Here is an 18,850-nt window from a genome sequence, read left to right on the forward strand (position 1 = left end):
CACTATATACAATGTAGCGGGCTTTTTGTTGCGTTAATTTTTCTTGACTAATTTTGACATTAATAACAACACAACCGCTATCAGCTGACTCTATTGACCACTTGTAATGGCAAATGCTTCATCGCTTGACCGACAATCGACCATGGCAGACTTGGCACGCAAGCTTCGTCTACTTCTGCCTCAATCGCAGCAACGATCGCTTTGGTGCCTGTTTCTGCATCTACTTCAAACGGTAAAGGTTTGGCATTTTCATTGATTTCGGTACGCACATAACCTGGATAAATAGTCGATACCTTAATCGGCAATTTGGTCAATAACATATCCGCACGGATACCTTCCGCTAGATGCGCCAACCCTGCTTTACTTGCGCCATAAGCGGTCAAATGTTTAGGCAAGCCGCGCATCGCTGACATACTAGATATCACCACCAGATGACCGCTATTTTGGGCTCGGAAAATATTCATCGCCGCTTCACATTGGGCAAGCGCTGAGATGAAGTTAATCTCGACGGTTTTGCGATTGGTATCAAAGCGTCCTTTGCCAATCCGGCGGCTATCACCGACGCCGGCATTGACCACCACGCGATCAATATGACCAAAATCCGCTGCGAACCCATCAAACACCTCGAATATGGCATCATAGTCGCTGACATCTAATGCTCGATATTCAACACGAATATCAGGATACGCTGCCATTAACTCTGATTGTAGACTTTCTAGACGATCGGTACGACGCGCGCAAATCGCCAAATTATAGCCAAGCTTGGCAAACAATCTTGCCATGCCTTCGCCCAATCCTGAGCTGGCACCCGTGATTAATACTGTTTTACCACGACCAATCTGCTGCTTATTTAAACCTTTTAGGTATCGTGCGGGCTGAATTGCGCTAAATAGCTGATTTTTACTTTGTTTAGCACTTTTGGTGACTAAATTGATCACTTTATTTTGCATAGAACGTCCTGTTTACATCCATATTATATGAAGTTGACAGTCTATAATATCGCAAATTGATAAGTGCGGCTTGTCTGTCATAAAAATACACAAAAAATACTCAACAATTATCATAGCCGATTTTAATAACATAAAAATCGGCTACGTATTTAGAGTAGCCATTTTATCCTGATGTTAATCACGGCTTAATTATGACCTTGATGTCTCACCGGCCATCACATGCTATGTTATCGCCACGTCACGAAGCGTTTGCCATCAGCAAATAAGTGACTGTACTCATTAAAAGACAATAGCCGTGTACTCTGCGCTTTTAAAGTAATAGACGTCACGCCCGTATTAACCAAGCTTTTATTAATTTGATAGGCTGTTGAGCTGCCCTGCTGCAATAACTGCGCGGTAATAGCCGAAATAATGCCGCCCGAAGTAAACACCAGCACCGTACTATCACGCTCTAAATTCAGATTGGCTACTTGCAAACGCACTTGCTCAAGCGCTTGTTTTGCCCGCTCATTAAATTGTGACCAGCTCTCAATATAATCACTGTCATTGTCACCTGCATGCCAGCGCTGCATTGCGGCATCAAACAGCTCCGCTAAACGCATAGACGGCACTTCTGCTTGCGCAATCTCAGCCGCAATAGCACCTTTACTCATAAAAGCAGGATTAGACTTTATAAACACGTCTTTATGATTAAATTCATCAAATTGTGGCAGTACATAGCTATCCGGCGCACTTATATCGATCGCAGGCTTACTAGAGATATTGCTATCGGTATTAACAAATGACTGATAACGCTGCCAAAAATGATGTGCAGAGTCTTGCTGTCTAACCAAACTACCAGTAAAAATCGCATCGATTCGACGCTGAGTCGTCGCGTAATGCTGACCTAGCATCTGCGCTTGCTTGCCACCCAGCTCTGAGAGTTGATCGTAATTCTCTTGTCCAAATGACGCTTGACCATGACGGGCCAAAAGTATGGTTGTCATAAAATATTGCCTTATTAATCGCACTCTTATAATTTTTAAAAGCTCTAGATTTTCAATTTTTAATTTGCTTACTCTTCAGCTTTAGGTGCGCTTTGTCCAAAATAGCTCTTTGGCAAAATACCTTTAATCACAGCCTGTATAGGACTTGGCAACTGCTCAATCATCGCAGCATCAATACCTATATCTTGCAAATGCGGCTGTACTCGGTTAGTAAATAGTGCCTCACCTTCATATTGAGCAATCAGTTTAAGACATTTGGCATGTAATACGTGCACAATAATCCAAAAATTTTTAAAGGCTGGATTGGTCGTTTGTTTATGATAGTAGCGATAATAAATTTGCTGAACGATACCCGCTAGACGGAACAGACCAAACACTTCATAAAACGTCCAGTTGTCTATCTCTAGACCTGTCTGCTCAAGATAATAAGCAACCACCTCATCGCGAGTCATCATGCCTTTTAAATGGGTGGGCTGACGGCGTGACTGCTGCATAATGATGTTGTCATCTTCTTCAATCCAATACGCCAATGCGCTGCCCAAATCCATCAAAGGATCGCCCAAGGTCGCCATTTCCCAGTCGAGTACGCCGATCACCTTGGTCGGATCTGCTGCATCCAAAATCACATTATCAAAGCGCCAATCGTTATGAATGAGACAAGTCTTACTATCAGCAGGCGTATGCTTACCGAGCCATTGACGTACTAAGGCAAAACTTGGGACGTTAGGCGTTTTGGCTTTGACATAACGCTTGTCCCAACCTGCCACTTGGCGCTCGCAATAGCCTTCACCGCGTCCAAGATTGACCAAATCAGGATGCGCTTTATAATCGACTTGATGCAATTCAATCAAAGCATCGATGACATTGGTACATAATGCACGCGTTTGCTCTTCATTTAAATCGATACCTTTTGGCAAATGGGCACGAGGAATGATACCTTCCATACGCTCCATAACATAAAAGTCGGCACCGATGACGGACTCATCCGTACATAGCGCGACCATTTTAGGGACATAAGGATAAGCATCTTTTAAGGATTTTTGAACCGTATATTCGCGCACCATGTCGTGTGCTGATTTTGCTTTGGTGCCTTTTGGTGGACGGCGTAAAATTAAATCTTGGCTTTTACCTTCGCCTTCATATTGCAAACGATAGGTCCAGTTTGATGCGCCACCTGAAAATTGAGTAACGGTAGGCTCGCCTTCTATATCGACGCTTTGAGCACGTAGCCATGAGCTGACCGCTTTGGCATCAAGCTCTTCGCCCTCACGAACCTCGCCGCCTTTATCTAAGACTTTATTAGCTACTTCTTTGACGGTAGTGTTGCTTTGATTAGCAGTTGCCATATGACATTCCTTATCGTGTGCTCAATTATGTTTATCAATGAATATAGGGCTGAAAATTCACTATTAACGGTGTAATAGTGAATTTCAATGAGAAATTAATTCAAGCAAATGCTCATTTAAATCAATTTCTATAAGTTTATGAATAACTAAATTTAGGATTTACCAGATTTAGAAGGATGAATAAAACCCTGACGCTTTAATTCTAACTTGGCAATCATGGTTTTATGCACTTCATCAGGACCATCGGCTAAGCGTAGCGCTCGAGCTTGGGCAAAGAATGCAGGTAGCATGGTATCTTGGCAAACGCCCATGCCACCATGAATCTGAATCGCCATATCGACCACTTCTTGTAGCACAGTTGGCGCAACCACTTTAATAGCAGAGATTTCAGTCAATGCTGCCTTTGTGCCTTGCGCGTCCATTTTTTGCGCTGCATATAGTGTCAATAAACGCGCTTGGTCAATCTTAATACGCGCCTCAGCGAGTCGCTCAAAGTTACCACCCAGTTGTAATAATGGCTTACCAAAAGCGGTACGTTCCATACCGCGCTTAACAGCCAGCTCTAGCGACTTTTCGGCAGCGCCAATACAGCGCATGCAATGGTGAATACGACCTGGTCCTAGGCGACCTTGCGCAATCTCAAAGCCCATGCCGGGTCCACCGATAAAGTGACTGACGGGCACACGTACATTATCAAAGCTGACTTCACCATGGCCATGCGGCGCATCATAATCGCCAAAGACTTTTAGCATACGCTCGATGTTGACACCCGCTGTCTTTGCTGGGACCAATACCATCGAATGCTGGTGATGACGGTCTTTATTCTCATCAGGCGTATACGCCATCACAATCAAAATATCGACCGCAGGGTCACCCAGACCTGATGACCACCATTTACTGCCATTGATAATAATCTCATCGCCATCAACCACAGCTGTCGCTTGCATATTGGTCGCATCACTGGAGGCGACATCAGGCTCAGTCATACAAAATACCGAACGCGTTCTACCTTCTAAGATTGGCGTTAGCCATTTGTCTTGCTGCTCTTCAGAACCATAGCGCCATAAAAGCTCCATATTGCCGCTATCAGGGGCATTACAGTTAAACACATAAGGCGCTAATAAACTGCGACCAGTGAGCTCGGCAATCGGTGCATAATCGGTCACCGACAACCCTGCCCCTAGCGTGTCATCTGGCAAAAATAAATTCCATAGACCGGCTTCGCGTGCTTGTTTACGCAAACTCTCATACTTCTCTGGCCACTGCCAATTTTTCCAATTGCCGTCTGGGTTTTGCGCATGACAATCCGCCCAAAACTGTGCTTCTATTGGCTCAATATAGGTTTCGATAAATGCTTTGACTTTGGCGTGCATGGTTTGACCATGTTCGGTGGCGGTAAACATCAATGTATTTTCAGACATAGCTGGCATCCTTTTCCTTGCTGATGGTTAATGATTTTCATCACGTTTACATAAGACTTTTATAAAAAGCTCAATGCTAACTTTATAGTGTACGTGCGTATACTCTGTTCTGTATGCCACATTTATAACACAGCATTTATGAATAAACAGTAAAAAGGCGCGACCCGCTAGGACACGCCTTTTACAAAATACAAACAATGCATCCATTTAGAGTGGAAAATTAAAAACTACTTTAGGATATTTAACCGACTATTAAAATCAAAACGTGCTAGCGCATCTGGCAGCTTATCAATAGCTATGCTGAGTGTTGCTTCCGCTGCTTGTGACAATCCTAACTTCTCTGCCAGCGTTGGTTTTTGACGTGAATGCAGCGCATAGACTTCATTGTCTTCCATACGCTCTAAAATATAGCTGTCTGAGGTTTGCAGACTGTCAATTAAATTCAATTTTAGCGCATCTTCGCCATACCAATGCTCACCTGTTGCGACTTTCGTGACATCCAATGCTGGACGATAGGTGTTCACGAAATGTTTGAACAATTCGTGCGTTTGCTCAAGCTCTTCTTGGTATTTAGCACGGTCGTCAGCGTCATTTTCACCAAACATAGTAACGGTACGTTTATAGTCACCAGCGGTGAACATCTCATAATCGACGTCATGATTTTTTAGCCATTTATGAAAGTTTGGCAACTGTGATACCACACCGATTGAGCCAATAATAGCAAATGGCGCAGCCACTACATTATCCGCCACACAAGCCATCATATAACCACCACTGGCCGCGACTTTGTCAACACAAACTGTTAGTTTTAAACCAGCCTCTTTTAGACGTGCCAATTGCGCTGCTGCCAAACCATAACCATGAACCAAGCCGCCACCTGATTCAAGACGTACCACGACTTCATCACCTTTATTTGCGCTGCTGATTAATGTGCTGATTTCTTCGCGTAAATGTTTAACTGCCGTGGCTTTGATATCACCGTCAAAGTCGAGAACGAAAACTTGTGATTTATTATCACTGTTTTTTTTCTTATTTTTGCTTTTTGCTTTCAATGCTTGCTTGGCTTTTTTAGCCATTACTTTTTTGAATTGCTTAAGCGCGGCTTTACCTTGAGTTGCCTCCATTAAGTCTTCACGGCGTTGTTCTTGGCTTTTATTTAGATGAACAACTTGTAGCTCAACAGGGTTCTTAGCAGGGTGAAAAAGCATGAGTAGCATTCCTTACATGATTAGAATAATTTTAATAAGATTTTATAAGTGAGCCTGATATGTGCACAGTGGCTGATATTTTCAAGCAAAATGACAATATTTAACCCAATGCAAATGTTACTGAATAAATACGCCCATTACTGATACTTTCCTACGCTTTGATTGGACGCCACTGGTTGTATAACAAGGGCAGATTAGGCATAATATGCGTTTACACCAAATTTTCTGTAGCCAACGTGATGACCATTTGTCTTAATCGCGTTATTTGTGCGTTTTTAGCGGATAGCTTGAATCGTACAGCAATGGCTGCATTATTGTATTTCGAATTGGGCTGATAACTGGATAATTATATTATGACGCAAAGCACTATGACGCATAGCGAATATCGAGACGAATATTGCGGAGCCGTAACCGAAAGCTTCATCGATCAAACCATCAGTATCGTAGGCTGGGTGCATCGTCGTCGCGATCACGGTGGGGTGATTTTTTTAGACATGCGTGACCGCGCTGGTATCTTGCAGGTCGTCGTTGACCCTGATACACCAGAAGCCTTTGCAATGGCTGATGCGGTACGTCCTGAATATGTGCTAAAAATCACTGGTCGCGTACGTCAACGCTACGCGGGTACTGAAAACAATAATATGACCAGTGGTCAGATTGAGCTGTTGGGCAAAGAAATTGAAGTATTGGCGAAATCTGAAACACCGCCTTTCCCATTAAATGATGAGAAAACCACAGTATCAGAAGACTTGCGTTTAAAATACCGCTATCTTGATATGCGTCGTCCGCAAATGCAAGAGCGTATGGTTTTCCGTGCTAAAGCCACGTCAGCCATTCGTCGTTACTTAGATGACCATGGTTTCTTAGACGTTGAGACCCCTATCTTGACTCGTGCAACGCCAGAAGGTGCGCGCGATTATCTTGTGCCATCACGCACACGCCCTGGTAACTTTTTCGCCTTGCCACAATCACCACAGCTGTTTAAACAGTTATTAATGGTGTCAGGATTTGATCGTTATTATCAAATCGCTAAGTGTTTCCGTGATGAAGACTTACGTGCTGACCGTCAGCCTGAGTTTACCCAAGTGGATATTGAGACTTCTTTCTTAAATGAAGAAGAAATCATGAACATCAACGAAGGTTTGATTAAGCATTTATTCAAAACCATGATGGATGTTGAGTTTGAGCAATTTCCACGCATGACTTACGCAGAAGCTATGCGTGACTATGCCTCAGACAAGCCTGACTTACGTATTCCATTAAAACTCATCGACGTTGCTGATTTAATGAAAGACGTTGATTTTAAAGTATTTGCCGGTCCTGCTAACGATCCTAAAGGTCGTGTTGCTGCCCTACGAATTCCTGGTGGCGCGTCATTAAGCCGTAAGCAAATAGATGCTTATACCAAATTCGTTAGCATTTATGGTGCACGTGGTTTGGCGTATATCAAAGTCAACGATGCGAGCAACATAAACAACGGCGTTGACCAAGAATCTGGTCTTCAGTCTCCTATCATCAAAAATATGACCGATGACGTATTGGTAAGCTTGATTGAGCGTACTGGTGCAGAAAGCAACGATATTATTTTCTTTGGTGCGGATAAAGCCAGTGTCGTCAATGACGCAATCGGCGCATTACGTCAAAAAATTGGTCTAGACCTTGAGATGACTACTTGTCAGTGGGCGCCACTTTGGGTCACTGATTTCCCAATGTTTGAGCAAACGGACGATGGTCGTTGGACGTCAATGCATCACCCGTTTACTAAGCCTAAAGGTTCTGTTGATGAATTGAAAAACAACCCAGAATCTGCCCTCTCTATCGCTTATGATATGGTATTGAACGGTACAGAAGTTGGCGGTGGTAGCTTACGTATCAATACCTTTGATATGCAGCAAGCGGTACTTGAAGCGTTAGGTATCGGCGAGCAAGAAGCTGAAGACAAGTTTGGTTTCTTGCTTGATGCATTAAGATTCGGTGCGCCGCCGCATGGTGGCTTGGCCTTTGGTTTGGATCGTCTGATTATGCTTATGGTAGGCGCTGACTCTATCCGTGATGTTATCGCTTTCCCAAAAACCAAAACTGCTGAGTGCCCACTAACTCAAGCACCTGCTGAAGTCGATAGCAAGCAGCTACGTGATCTTGGTATCCGTGTGCGCGAAAAAGCACAGGCTGACACCAACAAACCTGCGCAATAAATGGTCTAACGATGTCCGGATATTTTTCTCAGTACTTATTACGTGATTCATCACCGTGTGAATGGTTATGAATCCGTATCATATTTTTAAAATCGTGCCATTGTCTGTCTTGCAGATACTGGCACGTTTTGTTGCGTGGGTGATTATTAAGATACCAAATTTGAGTATCATGCGTACAGTCAGTATCAATATGGCGTTAATTGCGCCTAAGCTGACTGATGTGCAAAAACAAGTATTAACCAAAGAGATTATTTATCACCAGTGTTTGACCAGTATTGAATCGATCAAAAGCTGGGCCATGTCACCTGAGTGGAGTATCGCTCAGATTCGCGACGTTCATAATAAAGACATTTTATTAGAAGGACTTGCTAGTTCCAACGGCATGCTCGCTATCGTGCCGCATCTCGGTACGTGGGAGATGATGAACGCTTGGCTCAATCAATTTGGTTCCCCAACCATTATGTACAAACCTGTCAAAGGCGACATTACCAACAACTTTGTGCTGCAAGGGCGTTCAAGGCTTAATGCGACTTTAGTACCAACCGATGGTAGCGGTGTCAAAGCCATATTCAAAACCCTCAAACAAGGTGGCTTTAGTATCGTCTTACCCGATCATGTTCCTGATCCTTCGGGCGGCGTGGTTGTGCCCTTTTTTGGTATTAAAACGCTAACCAGTACGCTTGCTTCTAAACTTGCTAGTAAAACCAGATGTGCGTTGGTCGGCTTATCTTGTATTCGCCGTGAGGATGGTCGTGGATTTGACATCTATTGTTATAAGCTCGATGATCCAGCACTTTATGATCGTCATGCCGAGACCGCCGCTTATGCACTTAACCAAGCCATGCAACAGATGATTGAAGAAAAATGCAGTCACTATATGTGGGGCTATCGACGTTTCAAACACATTCCCACATTAGGGAATCCTTACAACGTTGATGAAGAAACTTTAGCCAAATTCATTCGTGACAACAAACTGGCTAACGATCACAACGTTCATGATACAACCACACGCGCCGGCAATGAACAATGAACAATGAACAATGACCTTACAATTAGCCAAACGTTTAGAGATATCGTGAATCCTAGCTGTGATAGTATTGGCTGACTTTTGTACCTTTGAACGTTACTAAGGCGTGTCCTCAGTTTAATCGATCATCCTATAAATGGATTAAAGATGGCTAAATTTTGCCAAATAGCGTCAAATAGTCAGTCAATAGCTCAATATTGTCTGCGCTATTTTTTCATTTGACGGCAATTTATCTCATTTTTATCACCATGTTAAAAATGAGAACACGCCCTAAATATTTTTTATTTATATTAATATGAGTGCATTATGGCAACTGACGTAACCAATACCTCATCGACAGACCACACGCACGCACGCAGCAGCACTGCTGAGCAGCGTTATGTTATCTGTATGAAATGGGGTGACAAATACGGCGCTGAGTACGTCAACCGTCTTTATAATATGGTCAGTCGCCATTTGACCTTAGACTTTCAAATGATCTGCCTCACTGATGATAGTAGCGGTATCGACCCTGCTGTGACTTGCCATCCTATTCCAGAGATGGATTTGCCTGCTGGGCCTGAGCGTGGTTGGAAAAAACTCACGACTTTCAAACCTGAACTATATGACCTTAAAGGTGTGGCTTTATTTTTAGATATCGATATTGTTATTGTTGACAACATAGATGCCTTTTTTACCTATCAAGCTCAGCATAAAGACAGCGTGGTGATTATCCGTGATTGGAAAAAACCGTGGCGAATGATTGGTAATAGCTCTGTTTATCGTTTCAATATTGGCATGAACACCTATCCTGATTTGCTCGCAAACTTTGAGCGTAACTTTGCCACCATTCGTACCCAAGTGCGCCATGAGCAGGCTTATCTGTCTAACTATTTACGTGAGCATCATCATTTAGAGTATTGGGATAAAACGTGGTGTGTCAGCTTCAAGTACCAATGCATCGCCCCTATTCCCTTTAACTTTGTGCGTGCACCTACTCTGCCAGATGGCGCAAAGATTGTCATCTTTCATGGTGAGATTAATCCGCCAGATGCCATCAATGGTAGCGGCGGCAAGTGGTATCGTCATGTTAAGCCAAGCCCTTGGCTAAAAGATTATTGGCGATAAACCCATAGGAAATACCATGAAAGCAGATGATGAAAAGCAAATAGATATTGTGATTGCTTGGGTAGATGGTGATGAGCCACTGCTCAAACAAAAAAGAGCGCGTTATCAGAAAACAACCAGCGCGGCATCTGATGCTATCAGCTCAACACGTTTCGCCAGTAACGATGAAATATATTACAATATTGCCTCCATCATAAAATACGTACCTTTCTGTCGACATATCTATATCGTCACCGACCAACAGCAACCGGCACTGATTGAAGCATTTACTGAACAAGATATTTGTGCAAAAGACAAGATACGTATCATCGATCATAAAGACCTCTTTGCGGGCTATGAGCAGTTTTTGCCTACTTTTAACACGCGGTCTATTGAGAGCATGCTATGGAATATCCCAGGTCTGTCTGATTATTTCATATACATGAATGATGATTTTTTCTTCAACCAACCTGCTGTTATCACAGATTTTTTAGATGACGACACTATTATCATTCATGGTCATTGGCGAAAAAACACCCTTCTACAAGCCAAACTTCAATATCGAAAATCTCTACAAAAATTATCAGGCAAAAAAGTTCAACCCAAACATACAATTGCCCAAATGCTCAGCGCTAAAATCTTGGGGATGAATCAGTTTTTTGAAGTGCATCACTACCCCCATATTGTCGATAAGAATATTTTAAAAAACTATCTTTTGCATAACCCTCAGCTATTGATTGAGCAAATTCAATATAAGTTTAGAGATGTGGCTCAGGTAAATCCCATTACCTTAATGAATCACCTAAAGATTCAACAAGGAAAAGCTTGTCTCAAGCCGCCCGTAGCAATCAACTATCTAAAAAATGAAAATGGTGTTGAGGATTTTTTAGCAGGTTTGCAAAAAAAATCTGTCAAATATGGCTGTATACAAAGCTTAGACTTGCTGGACTCTAACTCCCGTAGCAATATTACCGAGGCGATGATTCAGAAGTTTTCCCAGCATCTGCCATCATCGTTATTGCTAAATCTCACTAAATAACACTAATCTTATAATAATAAAAATATAACCTTGGAATTTTTATGAAAATAACAGTAGTAGGTACAGGCTATGTCGGCTTATCCAATGCTATGTTACTTGCCCAGCACAATAAAGTAATCGCTGTCGATGTCATAGCAGAAAGAGTCGAGATGTTGAATGCCAAGCAATCTCCTATTGAAGATCCAGATATTGAAGATTTTTTACTCAACAAACCCATCGATTTCACAGCCACTTTAGATGCCAAAGCCGCTTACAAAGACGCAGATTTTATTATTGTTGCTACCCCTACGGATTACGACTCAAAGACCAACTATTTTAATACCAAAAGTGTTGAAAGCGTCGTTGAAGAGGTGCTGAGTGTTAATAAAAATGCGCTAATCGTTATAAAATCAACAGTGCCCGTCGGCTATACCAATGATATTAGAAAACGATTTTTGACAGATAACATCATTTTTTCGCCTGAATTTTTACGCGAAGGTAAAGCGCTATATGACAATCTTTACCCTTCGAGAATTATCGTCGGTGAGCAGTCGGAACGTGCGAGACAATTTGCAGATTTGCTCTTGGAAGGTGCGATAAAGAAAGACGTTCCTCAGCTATTTACTGAATCTACTGAAGCTGAGGCCATTAAATTATTTTCCAATACTTATTTGGCGATGCGTGTTGCTTATTTTAATGAGCTAGATACGTATGCCCAGACTTTTGGGTTAGATACCAAACAAATTATTGAAGGCGTAGGATTAGACCCGCGTATCGGCAATCATTACAACAATCCGTCGTTTGGCTATGGTGGCTATTGCTTGCCTAAAGACACCAAACAGCTATTGGCAAATTATGATGACGTCCCGAGCAACCTTATTAGAGCCATCGTTGATTCTAATAGCACTCGTAAAGATTTTATTGCTGATAAAATTATTGAAAAGCAACCAAAAATTGTTGGTATCCATCGACTAGTGATGAAAAGTGGCTCGGACAATTTCAGAGCGTCTGCTATTCAAGGCATTATGAAGCGTATCAAAGCAAAAGGTATCGAAGTGGTTGTCTATGAACCCGTGTTAAAAGAAGAAGAGTTTTTTAACTCAAAAGTCATTAAGGATTTGGACGCATTCAAAGCCATGAGCGATATTATCGTGGCGAACCGCTTATCTGCAGACATCCAAGATGTGTCGCATAAAGTGTTTACTAGAGATTTATTTGGGAGCGATTAATGAAGATTTTAGTGACTGGTGCCGCAGGTTTTATTGGCTTTCATTTAATTAAAGCATTGCTGGGCAAAGATTGCTTTATTGTCGGTATTGACAACCTAAACTCGTATTATGAGGTTACGTTAAAAAAAGACCGTCTCAAAATCCTAAACGAACAATCAAACGAAGATACTTTTAGTTTTATCACCTTAGATCTGGCTGACCGAGAAGCAATGGCCAGTTTATTCGCTGAACATGGCTTTGATATCGTGATTAATCTCGGCGCACAAGCGGGCGTGCGCTATTCTATCGAAAAGCCACATGAATACATTGATTCCAATGTAGTAGGATTTCTGAACGTGCTTGAAGGCTGTCGACAGACTCAGGTAAAACATTTGGTATACGCCAGCTCTAGCTCTGTATACGGTATGAATATCAAGCAGCCTTTTAGCACTGGAGATCGTGTAGATTATCCTATTAGCTTGTATGCTGCGACCAAAAAATCTAACGAATTAATGGCACATACTTATAGTCATTTATACAATATCCCCACGACAGGGTTACGCTTTTTTACGGTCTATGGCCCTTATGGTCGCCCTGATATGGCCTACTTTTCATTCACCAAAAAAATATTAGCAGGCGAGCAGATAGATGTCTATAACAATGGTGAGATGCAACGTGATTTTACCTACATTGATGATATTGTCGAAGGCATCACTCGTATTATCGATAAAATCCCAGAACCACAACAATCTTTTGCGACCACAGCAATCGCACCTTACCAAATCTACAATATCGGTAATAACCAACCCGTAACGCTGCGCCGCTTTATTACCGCGATTGAAAGTGCATGCGGTAAAAAAGCAAAAGAAAACTTGTTACCCATGCAGCCAGGTGACGTCCCAGCGACTTATGCCGACATAGACGAGCTAACAGCCGACATTGGCTTTAGACCCGAAACCAGCATCGAAGATGGCATCTTAAAATTTGTCGATTGGTACAGAGCCTATTATCTAGAAGAAACAAGAGAATCACAGCAAGCATAAAACTCGATAAGTCATAGAATAGATATAGCAAGGAAGGGTCAACCTATGAAAACATTGACATATTTGATCAATTTAGATGGAAGCGATACACGTCTAGAGAGCGCAACTCAGCAGTTAGAGCAGATAGACTGGCCGTTTGAGAGGATACCTGCCTTTGATGGTCGTGGTAAAAATTTATCTGATTTTGCAGATTATGATGACTTTCAAGCCAGAAAAAATCTAGGACGTGGTTTATTAAGCTCCGAAATCGGCTGTTATCTAAGTCATTACAACTGCGCTGAACAATTTTTGCAGACGGATGCTGATTTTTTGGTGGTACTAGAAGATGATATGACCTTGTCTACCAGCTTCAAGACAATCGTCAATGAAACCCTAGCGTTTTTATATGCTCATCCAACGTTGGACTGGTACTTGATAAATCTTGCAGCAAAAAAGAAAAAGCTTGCTCGGGATATCGTGAGCTTTGATAAACATACATTATGGCACGCCTATTATTTCCCTATTCGTGGTCTTGGCCTCATTTGGTCACGTAAGGGTGCTGAAGCATTTATAGCAGCCGCCAAACCCATCTCTATGCCCGTTGATATATTTTTCCAACAATGGCTGAGTGACAATGGGAAAGGCTTGGGGGTTTGGCCTGCATTGGTACAGCCCTTGGGACTTGACAGCGATATCTTAGGAACTGAGGCTTCGCAAAACATAAAACGCAAAGACAAAGAAAATAGAGACTTGTCCTATAATATAAAAAAACAGAAAAGAATGTGGCAAAATAAAACCACAGCTGTTGCCAACTTATACCTAAACAAGTAGTTTATATTTTATGAAAAATATCGTAATAAGTTTAGAATCTGCGGTAGAGCGCAGAAAGCATATAAACGAAGAGTTTGGCAAACATAAAGTAGATTTTGAGTTCTTTGATGCGTTAACTCCAGATTTGGCTCATACTTATGCTCAAAATTTGCCCATTAATTTAGAAAACATCGCTTTGACTGGTGGCGAATTGGCATGTTTTATGAGCCATGCTTCCGTTTGGCAACAAATGATTGATCAAAATATACCGTATTTAGCCATTTTTGAAGACGATATATATTTAGGTGAAGATGCAGAAGCGCTATTAACCACCACGAGTTGGATAAAACCTGACTGGCATATTATTAAAACAGAAGCCTTTTCTGAAAAAGTCTTCTTGTCCTCCAACTCCTCTGAGATTGTCTCAAATAGGCGGCGCATTGCCCAATTAAAAGGGAAAAATTTAGGTACCGCCGGTTATATTTTGTCGTTGCGCGGTGCGCAAGTATATTTGGACTATATCTCAAAAAACAAACTGCGACCGCTTGATGAGTTAATGTTTGACGATTTTATCAAACATGACGCTGAACCCGTCTATCAAATGACCCCTGCTCTATGCATTCAAGAAATGCTGTTAAATAAAGGCAATCCCTCGCTTCCAAGCGCCCTAATTACAGATCGTCAAGGTCGTATGAAGTCAGAGAAAAAACCTGCTATGTTTAAAGCGAAGCGCGAAATTAACAGGGTTGCGATGAAACTTAAGAAATCCATATTTGCGACAGAAGTAGTTTTTAAATAGTATTTTTTATCGTTAAATATTTTATTATGATAATAATTTTGGAATGGGAAAGTAATGACGGAAGATAACAAACCATCTGTAGCCATATTATATATTGCCACTGGTCGATATACCGTTTTTTGGGAGTACTTCTATTGCTCTGCTGAAAAACACTTACTTCCCAATAGTAACAAACACTATGTTTTATTTACTGATAACCCAGCATTAATCAGCAAGCAGACTGACTATCCGAATGTCACAATGATAAAACAGGAGGCTTTAGGATGGCCTTATAGCACATTGATGCGCTTTAAATTCTTTTTAGGGGTAAAGTCTATTATTGAAAAATATGACTTCATATTCTACTTTAATGCCAATACAGAGTTTCTTTCTGACATCACTGAAGATGAGTTGTTACCTCTCGATCAGCATGAGGATCTGAGTCTCGGCGTCCAGCCTCATATGTTTCATCTCAATAAACGTGCCTACACTTATGATCGTAACCCTCAATCACAAGCATATATTCCCTATCATAAAGGAAAATATTATTTCACAGGTGCGTTGAATGGTGGGAAATCTCATGCATATTTACAGATGTGCGAAAATCTCAACCAAAACACAGAATTAGATTTAAAAAATAACGTTATTGCACTATGGCATGATGAAAGTCAATTGAACAAATTTGCATTAGACCGCACAGATATCAAGGTTCTACCACCCTATTTCACACGTGGAGAACACGAATACTGGAAAAAAAGCTCAAAAATAATGTTTTCGGATAAAACACATTATCGATTTGGCGGACATGCTTATCTAAGAGCCGAAACAAATGACAAAATCACAAAATCTGACTGGGAACAAAAGAATGGCAAACGTCGAAGAAAGCTCAACACTCGATTCAAGCAATATATCGCCTCACTTTTTTTCTGATAGTGAGAGCCATAAACAGCTTAAAAAGAAAAAGAAAAAGCCTTATCGTTATCTATATAACTTAATCACCCCACACAGCAAACGCAAAGCGTTTGAAAAAGAGGCCAATCTTGAGCAACAAAACCAAGTAGCCACGTGTTGGGCATCTTTTATTGAGCTATATTACAGTGACAAGCTAGAATTTTTTTCATTACAGCCAAAAAGAGAATTTTATGATGAAAAAATAATTTGGCAGTATTGGGGTCAAGGTATTAATGAAAATCAGTTGCCTGAAGCAGTTAAATTATATTTCAAATCGATAGACAAACACTGTCCAGACTATAAAATAATCCGGCTAGATGACAGTAATATTCATGAATATCTAGATCTACCTAAATTTGTTTGGGATAAAAAAACACTCTCAGGATTTAAACCGGCATTTTTTGCAGATTTATTACGCCTAGCATTACTTGATGTTTATGGCGGCGTTTGGTTAGATGCAACTATCTATCTCACCGAACCTTTGCCTAATATGTTAAAGGATAATGGTTTTTTTATGTACCAGCGCGCCACAGACGCACATAATAAACAACAATGGTATAAATTTAATAGCTACTATTTTAACTGGGATAGTAAGCACAAGGTAAACTTGCTGAACAGCGTTATCTTTGCTCACAAAAAAAATCCGGTCATTCATACGTGTTTGGATTTAATGTTAAACTTTTGGAAAACGCAAGAATATATTCCTCATTATTTTTTCTTCCAAATCTTATTTGACACGCTAATTAAGGGCAAACTTGCACAGTATCAATGCCCTATCATCGATGATACTAAACCTCATTTACTAGTTGCTACTTTGCATAACCTTTATGCTGAAGCCGATTATCAAAACATAGTCTCACAAGCTGGCATCCATAAAATGTCTTATGTTAAACAAGTCAGACCTGATTCGTACTATGAATACTTATTAAAAAACACTTAAATACAGCTTTATTACTAATGCGGACTGTCCCTATAACATAAATCACCTTTTTCTTTTGCTTAGACTATTCATTGAATTTTTTATATGACTAACTGAGATTTATTATGATTTTAATTCAAAATCTAAAAAGAATAGATGCAGGCACTCAGAAGTATATATATATGAGCACCCATCTGATACTGATAAAATTATCAAAATAATGAAGCCTGAGCATGCGACATATAATGGTGGTAGAAAGGGGCAGCATTACTTGCGCGGTCATCATTCTCAGGGCATATACAAACAGTTTCGCAGAGAGATATTGCAATATCTACAGCTTTGTAAGAATAACTATGGTCAGCAACGATTTACGTTTCCAGTGGAAACCGTATATGGCTTTATCGCAACGGATAAAGGGTTGGGCCTAGTGACGGAAAAGGTCATAGACCCTAGCGGCTCAACCATGACACTTTATGAGCTTTCTAATACCAATATGTTTAATGACACACATGCAAAGGCGTTAGATAAGTTTTTTGATGAGTGTTGTGAATTGCATGTGGTATTGGGTGAAGTTAATATTGCTGGCATCATGTATACCGAGCACAGACAAGGTATTCCTGAGTTTGTATTGGTTGATGGCATTGGTGAAAAATTATTCATTCCTTTTAGGGCAATGAGCAAAACGATTAATAGCCATAATGTTCGAAAGATTGAACAAAAAATAAAATCCAAAATTAGCTATTATTCTACTAAGCATTAGAATTATAACCATGATAGTTATCAATGTGACCTTTATTTATTCGCAACCAATTTATAAATACAGCAAAAGACCCAAGACAACTAAGTTGTCTTGGGTCTCTTATTAAATTCTACTACCTCATGAACTAGTCTTAATCAATAAAACTTAACCAATCCATATACTGCTCATTGCGACCATGCACCACATCAAAGTACAAGGTTTGTAGCTTTTCAGTCAAAGGTCCTCGGCCACCATTGCCGATAGTACGATCATCATATTCACGGATAGGCGTCACTTCAGCCGCCGTACCCGTCATGAATATTTCATCCGCCAAATAAAACTCATCACGAGTGATGCGACGTTCAACGACCTTGATGCCTAGATCATCGGCAAATTGAATGATAGTACGACGCGTGATGCCGTCAAGTGCACCGCCCGCTAAATCTGGCGTGTGCAATACACCATCCTTTACTAAGAACAAGTTCTCGCCAGCACCTTGGCAGACATAACCTTGCGGATCCATCAAAATTGCTTCGTCATAGCCATTACGAGTGACTTCTTGGTTTGCCATGATAGAAACTGGATAGTTGCTCGAGGCTTTTGCCTTACACATGGTCACATTGGTCATATGATGAGTAAATGACGAGGTTTTTACACGGATACCATTTTTGATACCCTCTTCACCCAGATAAGCGCCCCAATGCCAAGCAGCAACCATTGCATTGATACTGTTATCACGTGACGATAAACCAAGCTTTTCTGCACCGACCCAAATTAGTGGGCGGATATAGGCTTCTGCCAAGTTGTTTTGCTTGACCACCTCTTTGTGCGCCTGCTCCAGAGTCGCTGCATCAAACGGTACATTCATTTGAAAGATTTTTGCAGAGCCTAACAGGCGCTCGGTGTGCTCTTTTAGGCGAAAAATTGCCGTACGATTATCAGCAGTTTGGTAAGCACGCACACCTTCAAACACAGCCATGCCATAATGCAAGCTATGCGTCAGCACATGGACTTTGGCATCTGGCTGCTCAATCATTGTGCCATTCATCCAAAGCTTACCATCTTGTGTTGCCATATTCATTTTATAATCCTTATGTTAGCACTAACGGCTATTTTTTTAGGTATAGTCGACGCACGTATAAATGCTTCGACTATAGGTTTTGTTTAATCGTATTTATCAACATCA

17 protein-coding genes are annotated in these 18,850 nt (G+C 41.1%); 11 read left to right on the plus strand and 6 right to left on the minus strand.

Translation table 11 applies throughout. The annotated features are described in order from the left end of the window. Nucleotides 1-80: 80 nt before the first annotated feature. The 5 genes from JMW94_RS03860 to sohB form a co-directional block, all read right to left on the minus strand. Nucleotides 81-950: an SDR family oxidoreductase gene (locus JMW94_RS03860; RefSeq protein WP_227685405.1), complete on the minus strand. Its 870-nt coding sequence runs from the start codon at nucleotides 948-950 to the stop codon at nucleotides 81-83. A 227-nt stretch (nucleotides 951-1,177) separates the two neighbouring features. Then, on the minus strand, nucleotides 1,178-1,936 hold the full coding sequence (locus JMW94_RS03865) for a histidine phosphatase family protein (RefSeq protein WP_201601440.1): 759 nt from the start codon (nucleotides 1,934-1,936) through the stop codon (nucleotides 1,178-1,180). Between the two features lie 68 nt (nucleotides 1,937-2,004). Further along, nucleotides 2,005-3,282 (minus strand): phosphotransferase family protein, encoded by a 1,278-nt coding sequence (locus JMW94_RS03870; protein WP_201601443.1) that lies wholly within the window; start codon nucleotides 3,280-3,282, stop codon nucleotides 2,005-2,007. A gap of 152 nt (nucleotides 3,283-3,434) precedes the next feature. Next, a complete protein-coding gene (locus tag JMW94_RS03875) occupies nucleotides 3,435-4,685 on the minus strand; it encodes an acyl-CoA dehydrogenase family protein (protein WP_201601750.1) in 1,251 nt (416 codons plus the stop codon). Between the two features lie 245 nt (nucleotides 4,686-4,930). After that, a complete protein-coding gene (gene sohB / locus JMW94_RS03880; protein WP_201601446.1) occupies nucleotides 4,931-5,911 on the minus strand; it encodes a protease SohB in 981 nt (326 codons plus the stop codon). A 368-nt stretch (nucleotides 5,912-6,279) separates the two neighbouring features. On the opposite strand from sohB, the gene aspS reads away from it, so the two are divergent. The 11 genes from aspS to JMW94_RS03935 all read left to right on the plus strand — a co-directional run bounded on the left by aspS (nucleotide 6,280) and on the right by JMW94_RS03935 (nucleotide 17,685). Next, a complete protein-coding gene (gene aspS, locus JMW94_RS03885; RefSeq protein WP_201601753.1) occupies nucleotides 6,280-8,106 on the plus strand; it encodes an aspartate--tRNA ligase in 1,827 nt (608 codons plus the stop codon). Between the two features lie 67 nt (nucleotides 8,107-8,173). Further along, nucleotides 8,174-9,136, plus strand: coding sequence for a lysophospholipid acyltransferase family protein (locus JMW94_RS03890; RefSeq protein ID WP_201601449.1), 963 nt, complete (start codon nucleotides 8,174-8,176; stop codon nucleotides 9,134-9,136). Between the two features lie 387 nt (nucleotides 9,137-9,523). Beyond that, on the plus strand, nucleotides 9,524-10,240 hold the full coding sequence (locus JMW94_RS03895) for a glycosyltransferase (RefSeq protein WP_372815322.1): 717 nt from the start codon (nucleotides 9,524-9,526) through the stop codon (nucleotides 10,238-10,240). A gap of 16 nt (nucleotides 10,241-10,256) precedes the next feature. Then, the gene (locus JMW94_RS03900; protein WP_201601467.1) at nucleotides 10,257-11,258 is read left to right on the plus strand and encodes a Stealth CR1 domain-containing protein; all 1,002 of its coding nucleotides are present in this window, start codon (nucleotides 10,257-10,259) and stop codon (nucleotides 11,256-11,258) included. A 41-nt stretch (nucleotides 11,259-11,299) separates the two neighbouring features. Continuing rightward, nucleotides 11,300-12,466 carry a nucleotide sugar dehydrogenase gene (locus JMW94_RS03905; protein WP_055124128.1) on the plus strand — a complete coding sequence of 389 codons (1,167 nt, stop codon included), beginning with the start codon at nucleotides 11,300-11,302 and terminating at the stop codon, nucleotides 12,464-12,466. After that, entirely contained in the window at nucleotides 12,466-13,488 is a 1,023-nt protein-coding gene (locus tag JMW94_RS03910; protein WP_109591271.1) for an NAD-dependent epimerase, read from the plus strand. Before JMW94_RS03905 ends, JMW94_RS03910 begins: the two co-directional genes overlap by 1 nt. Before the next feature lie 45 nt (nucleotides 13,489-13,533). Continuing rightward, nucleotides 13,534-14,298: a glycosyltransferase family 25 protein gene (locus JMW94_RS03915; RefSeq protein WP_201601470.1), complete on the plus strand. Its 765-nt coding sequence runs from the start codon at nucleotides 13,534-13,536 to the stop codon at nucleotides 14,296-14,298. Between the two features lie 10 nt (nucleotides 14,299-14,308). After that, a complete protein-coding gene (locus JMW94_RS03920) occupies nucleotides 14,309-15,076 on the plus strand; it encodes a glycosyltransferase family 25 protein (RefSeq protein WP_201601474.1) in 768 nt (255 codons plus the stop codon). Nucleotides 15,077-15,130: 54 nt separating this feature from the next. Then, nucleotides 15,131-15,985, plus strand: a complete 855-nt coding sequence (locus tag JMW94_RS03925; protein WP_201601477.1) for a glycosyltransferase — start codon at nucleotides 15,131-15,133, stop codon at nucleotides 15,983-15,985. Continuing rightward, nucleotides 15,921-16,946: a capsular polysaccharide synthesis protein gene (locus tag JMW94_RS03930; protein ID WP_201601480.1), complete on the plus strand. Its 1,026-nt coding sequence runs from the start codon at nucleotides 15,921-15,923 to the stop codon at nucleotides 16,944-16,946. The genes JMW94_RS03925 and JMW94_RS03930 overlap by 65 nt, the downstream gene beginning before the upstream one ends. Nucleotides 16,947-17,145: 199 nt before the next feature. Next, on the plus strand, nucleotides 17,146-17,685 hold the full coding sequence (locus tag JMW94_RS03935) for a YrbL family protein (protein WP_201601483.1): 540 nt from the start codon (nucleotides 17,146-17,148) through the stop codon (nucleotides 17,683-17,685). Between the two features lie 130 nt (nucleotides 17,686-17,815). On the opposite strand, the gene JMW94_RS03940 is transcribed toward JMW94_RS03935, so the two are convergent. Continuing rightward, nucleotides 17,816-18,745: a branched-chain amino acid transaminase gene (locus tag JMW94_RS03940; RefSeq protein WP_201601486.1), complete on the minus strand. Its 930-nt coding sequence runs from the start codon at nucleotides 18,743-18,745 to the stop codon at nucleotides 17,816-17,818. Nucleotides 18,746-18,850 lie beyond the last annotated feature (105 nt).

The sequence above is a fragment of the Psychrobacter immobilis genome, from assembly GCF_904846185.1.
GTDB lineage: Bacteria > Pseudomonadota > Gammaproteobacteria > Pseudomonadales > Moraxellaceae > Psychrobacter > Psychrobacter immobilis_B.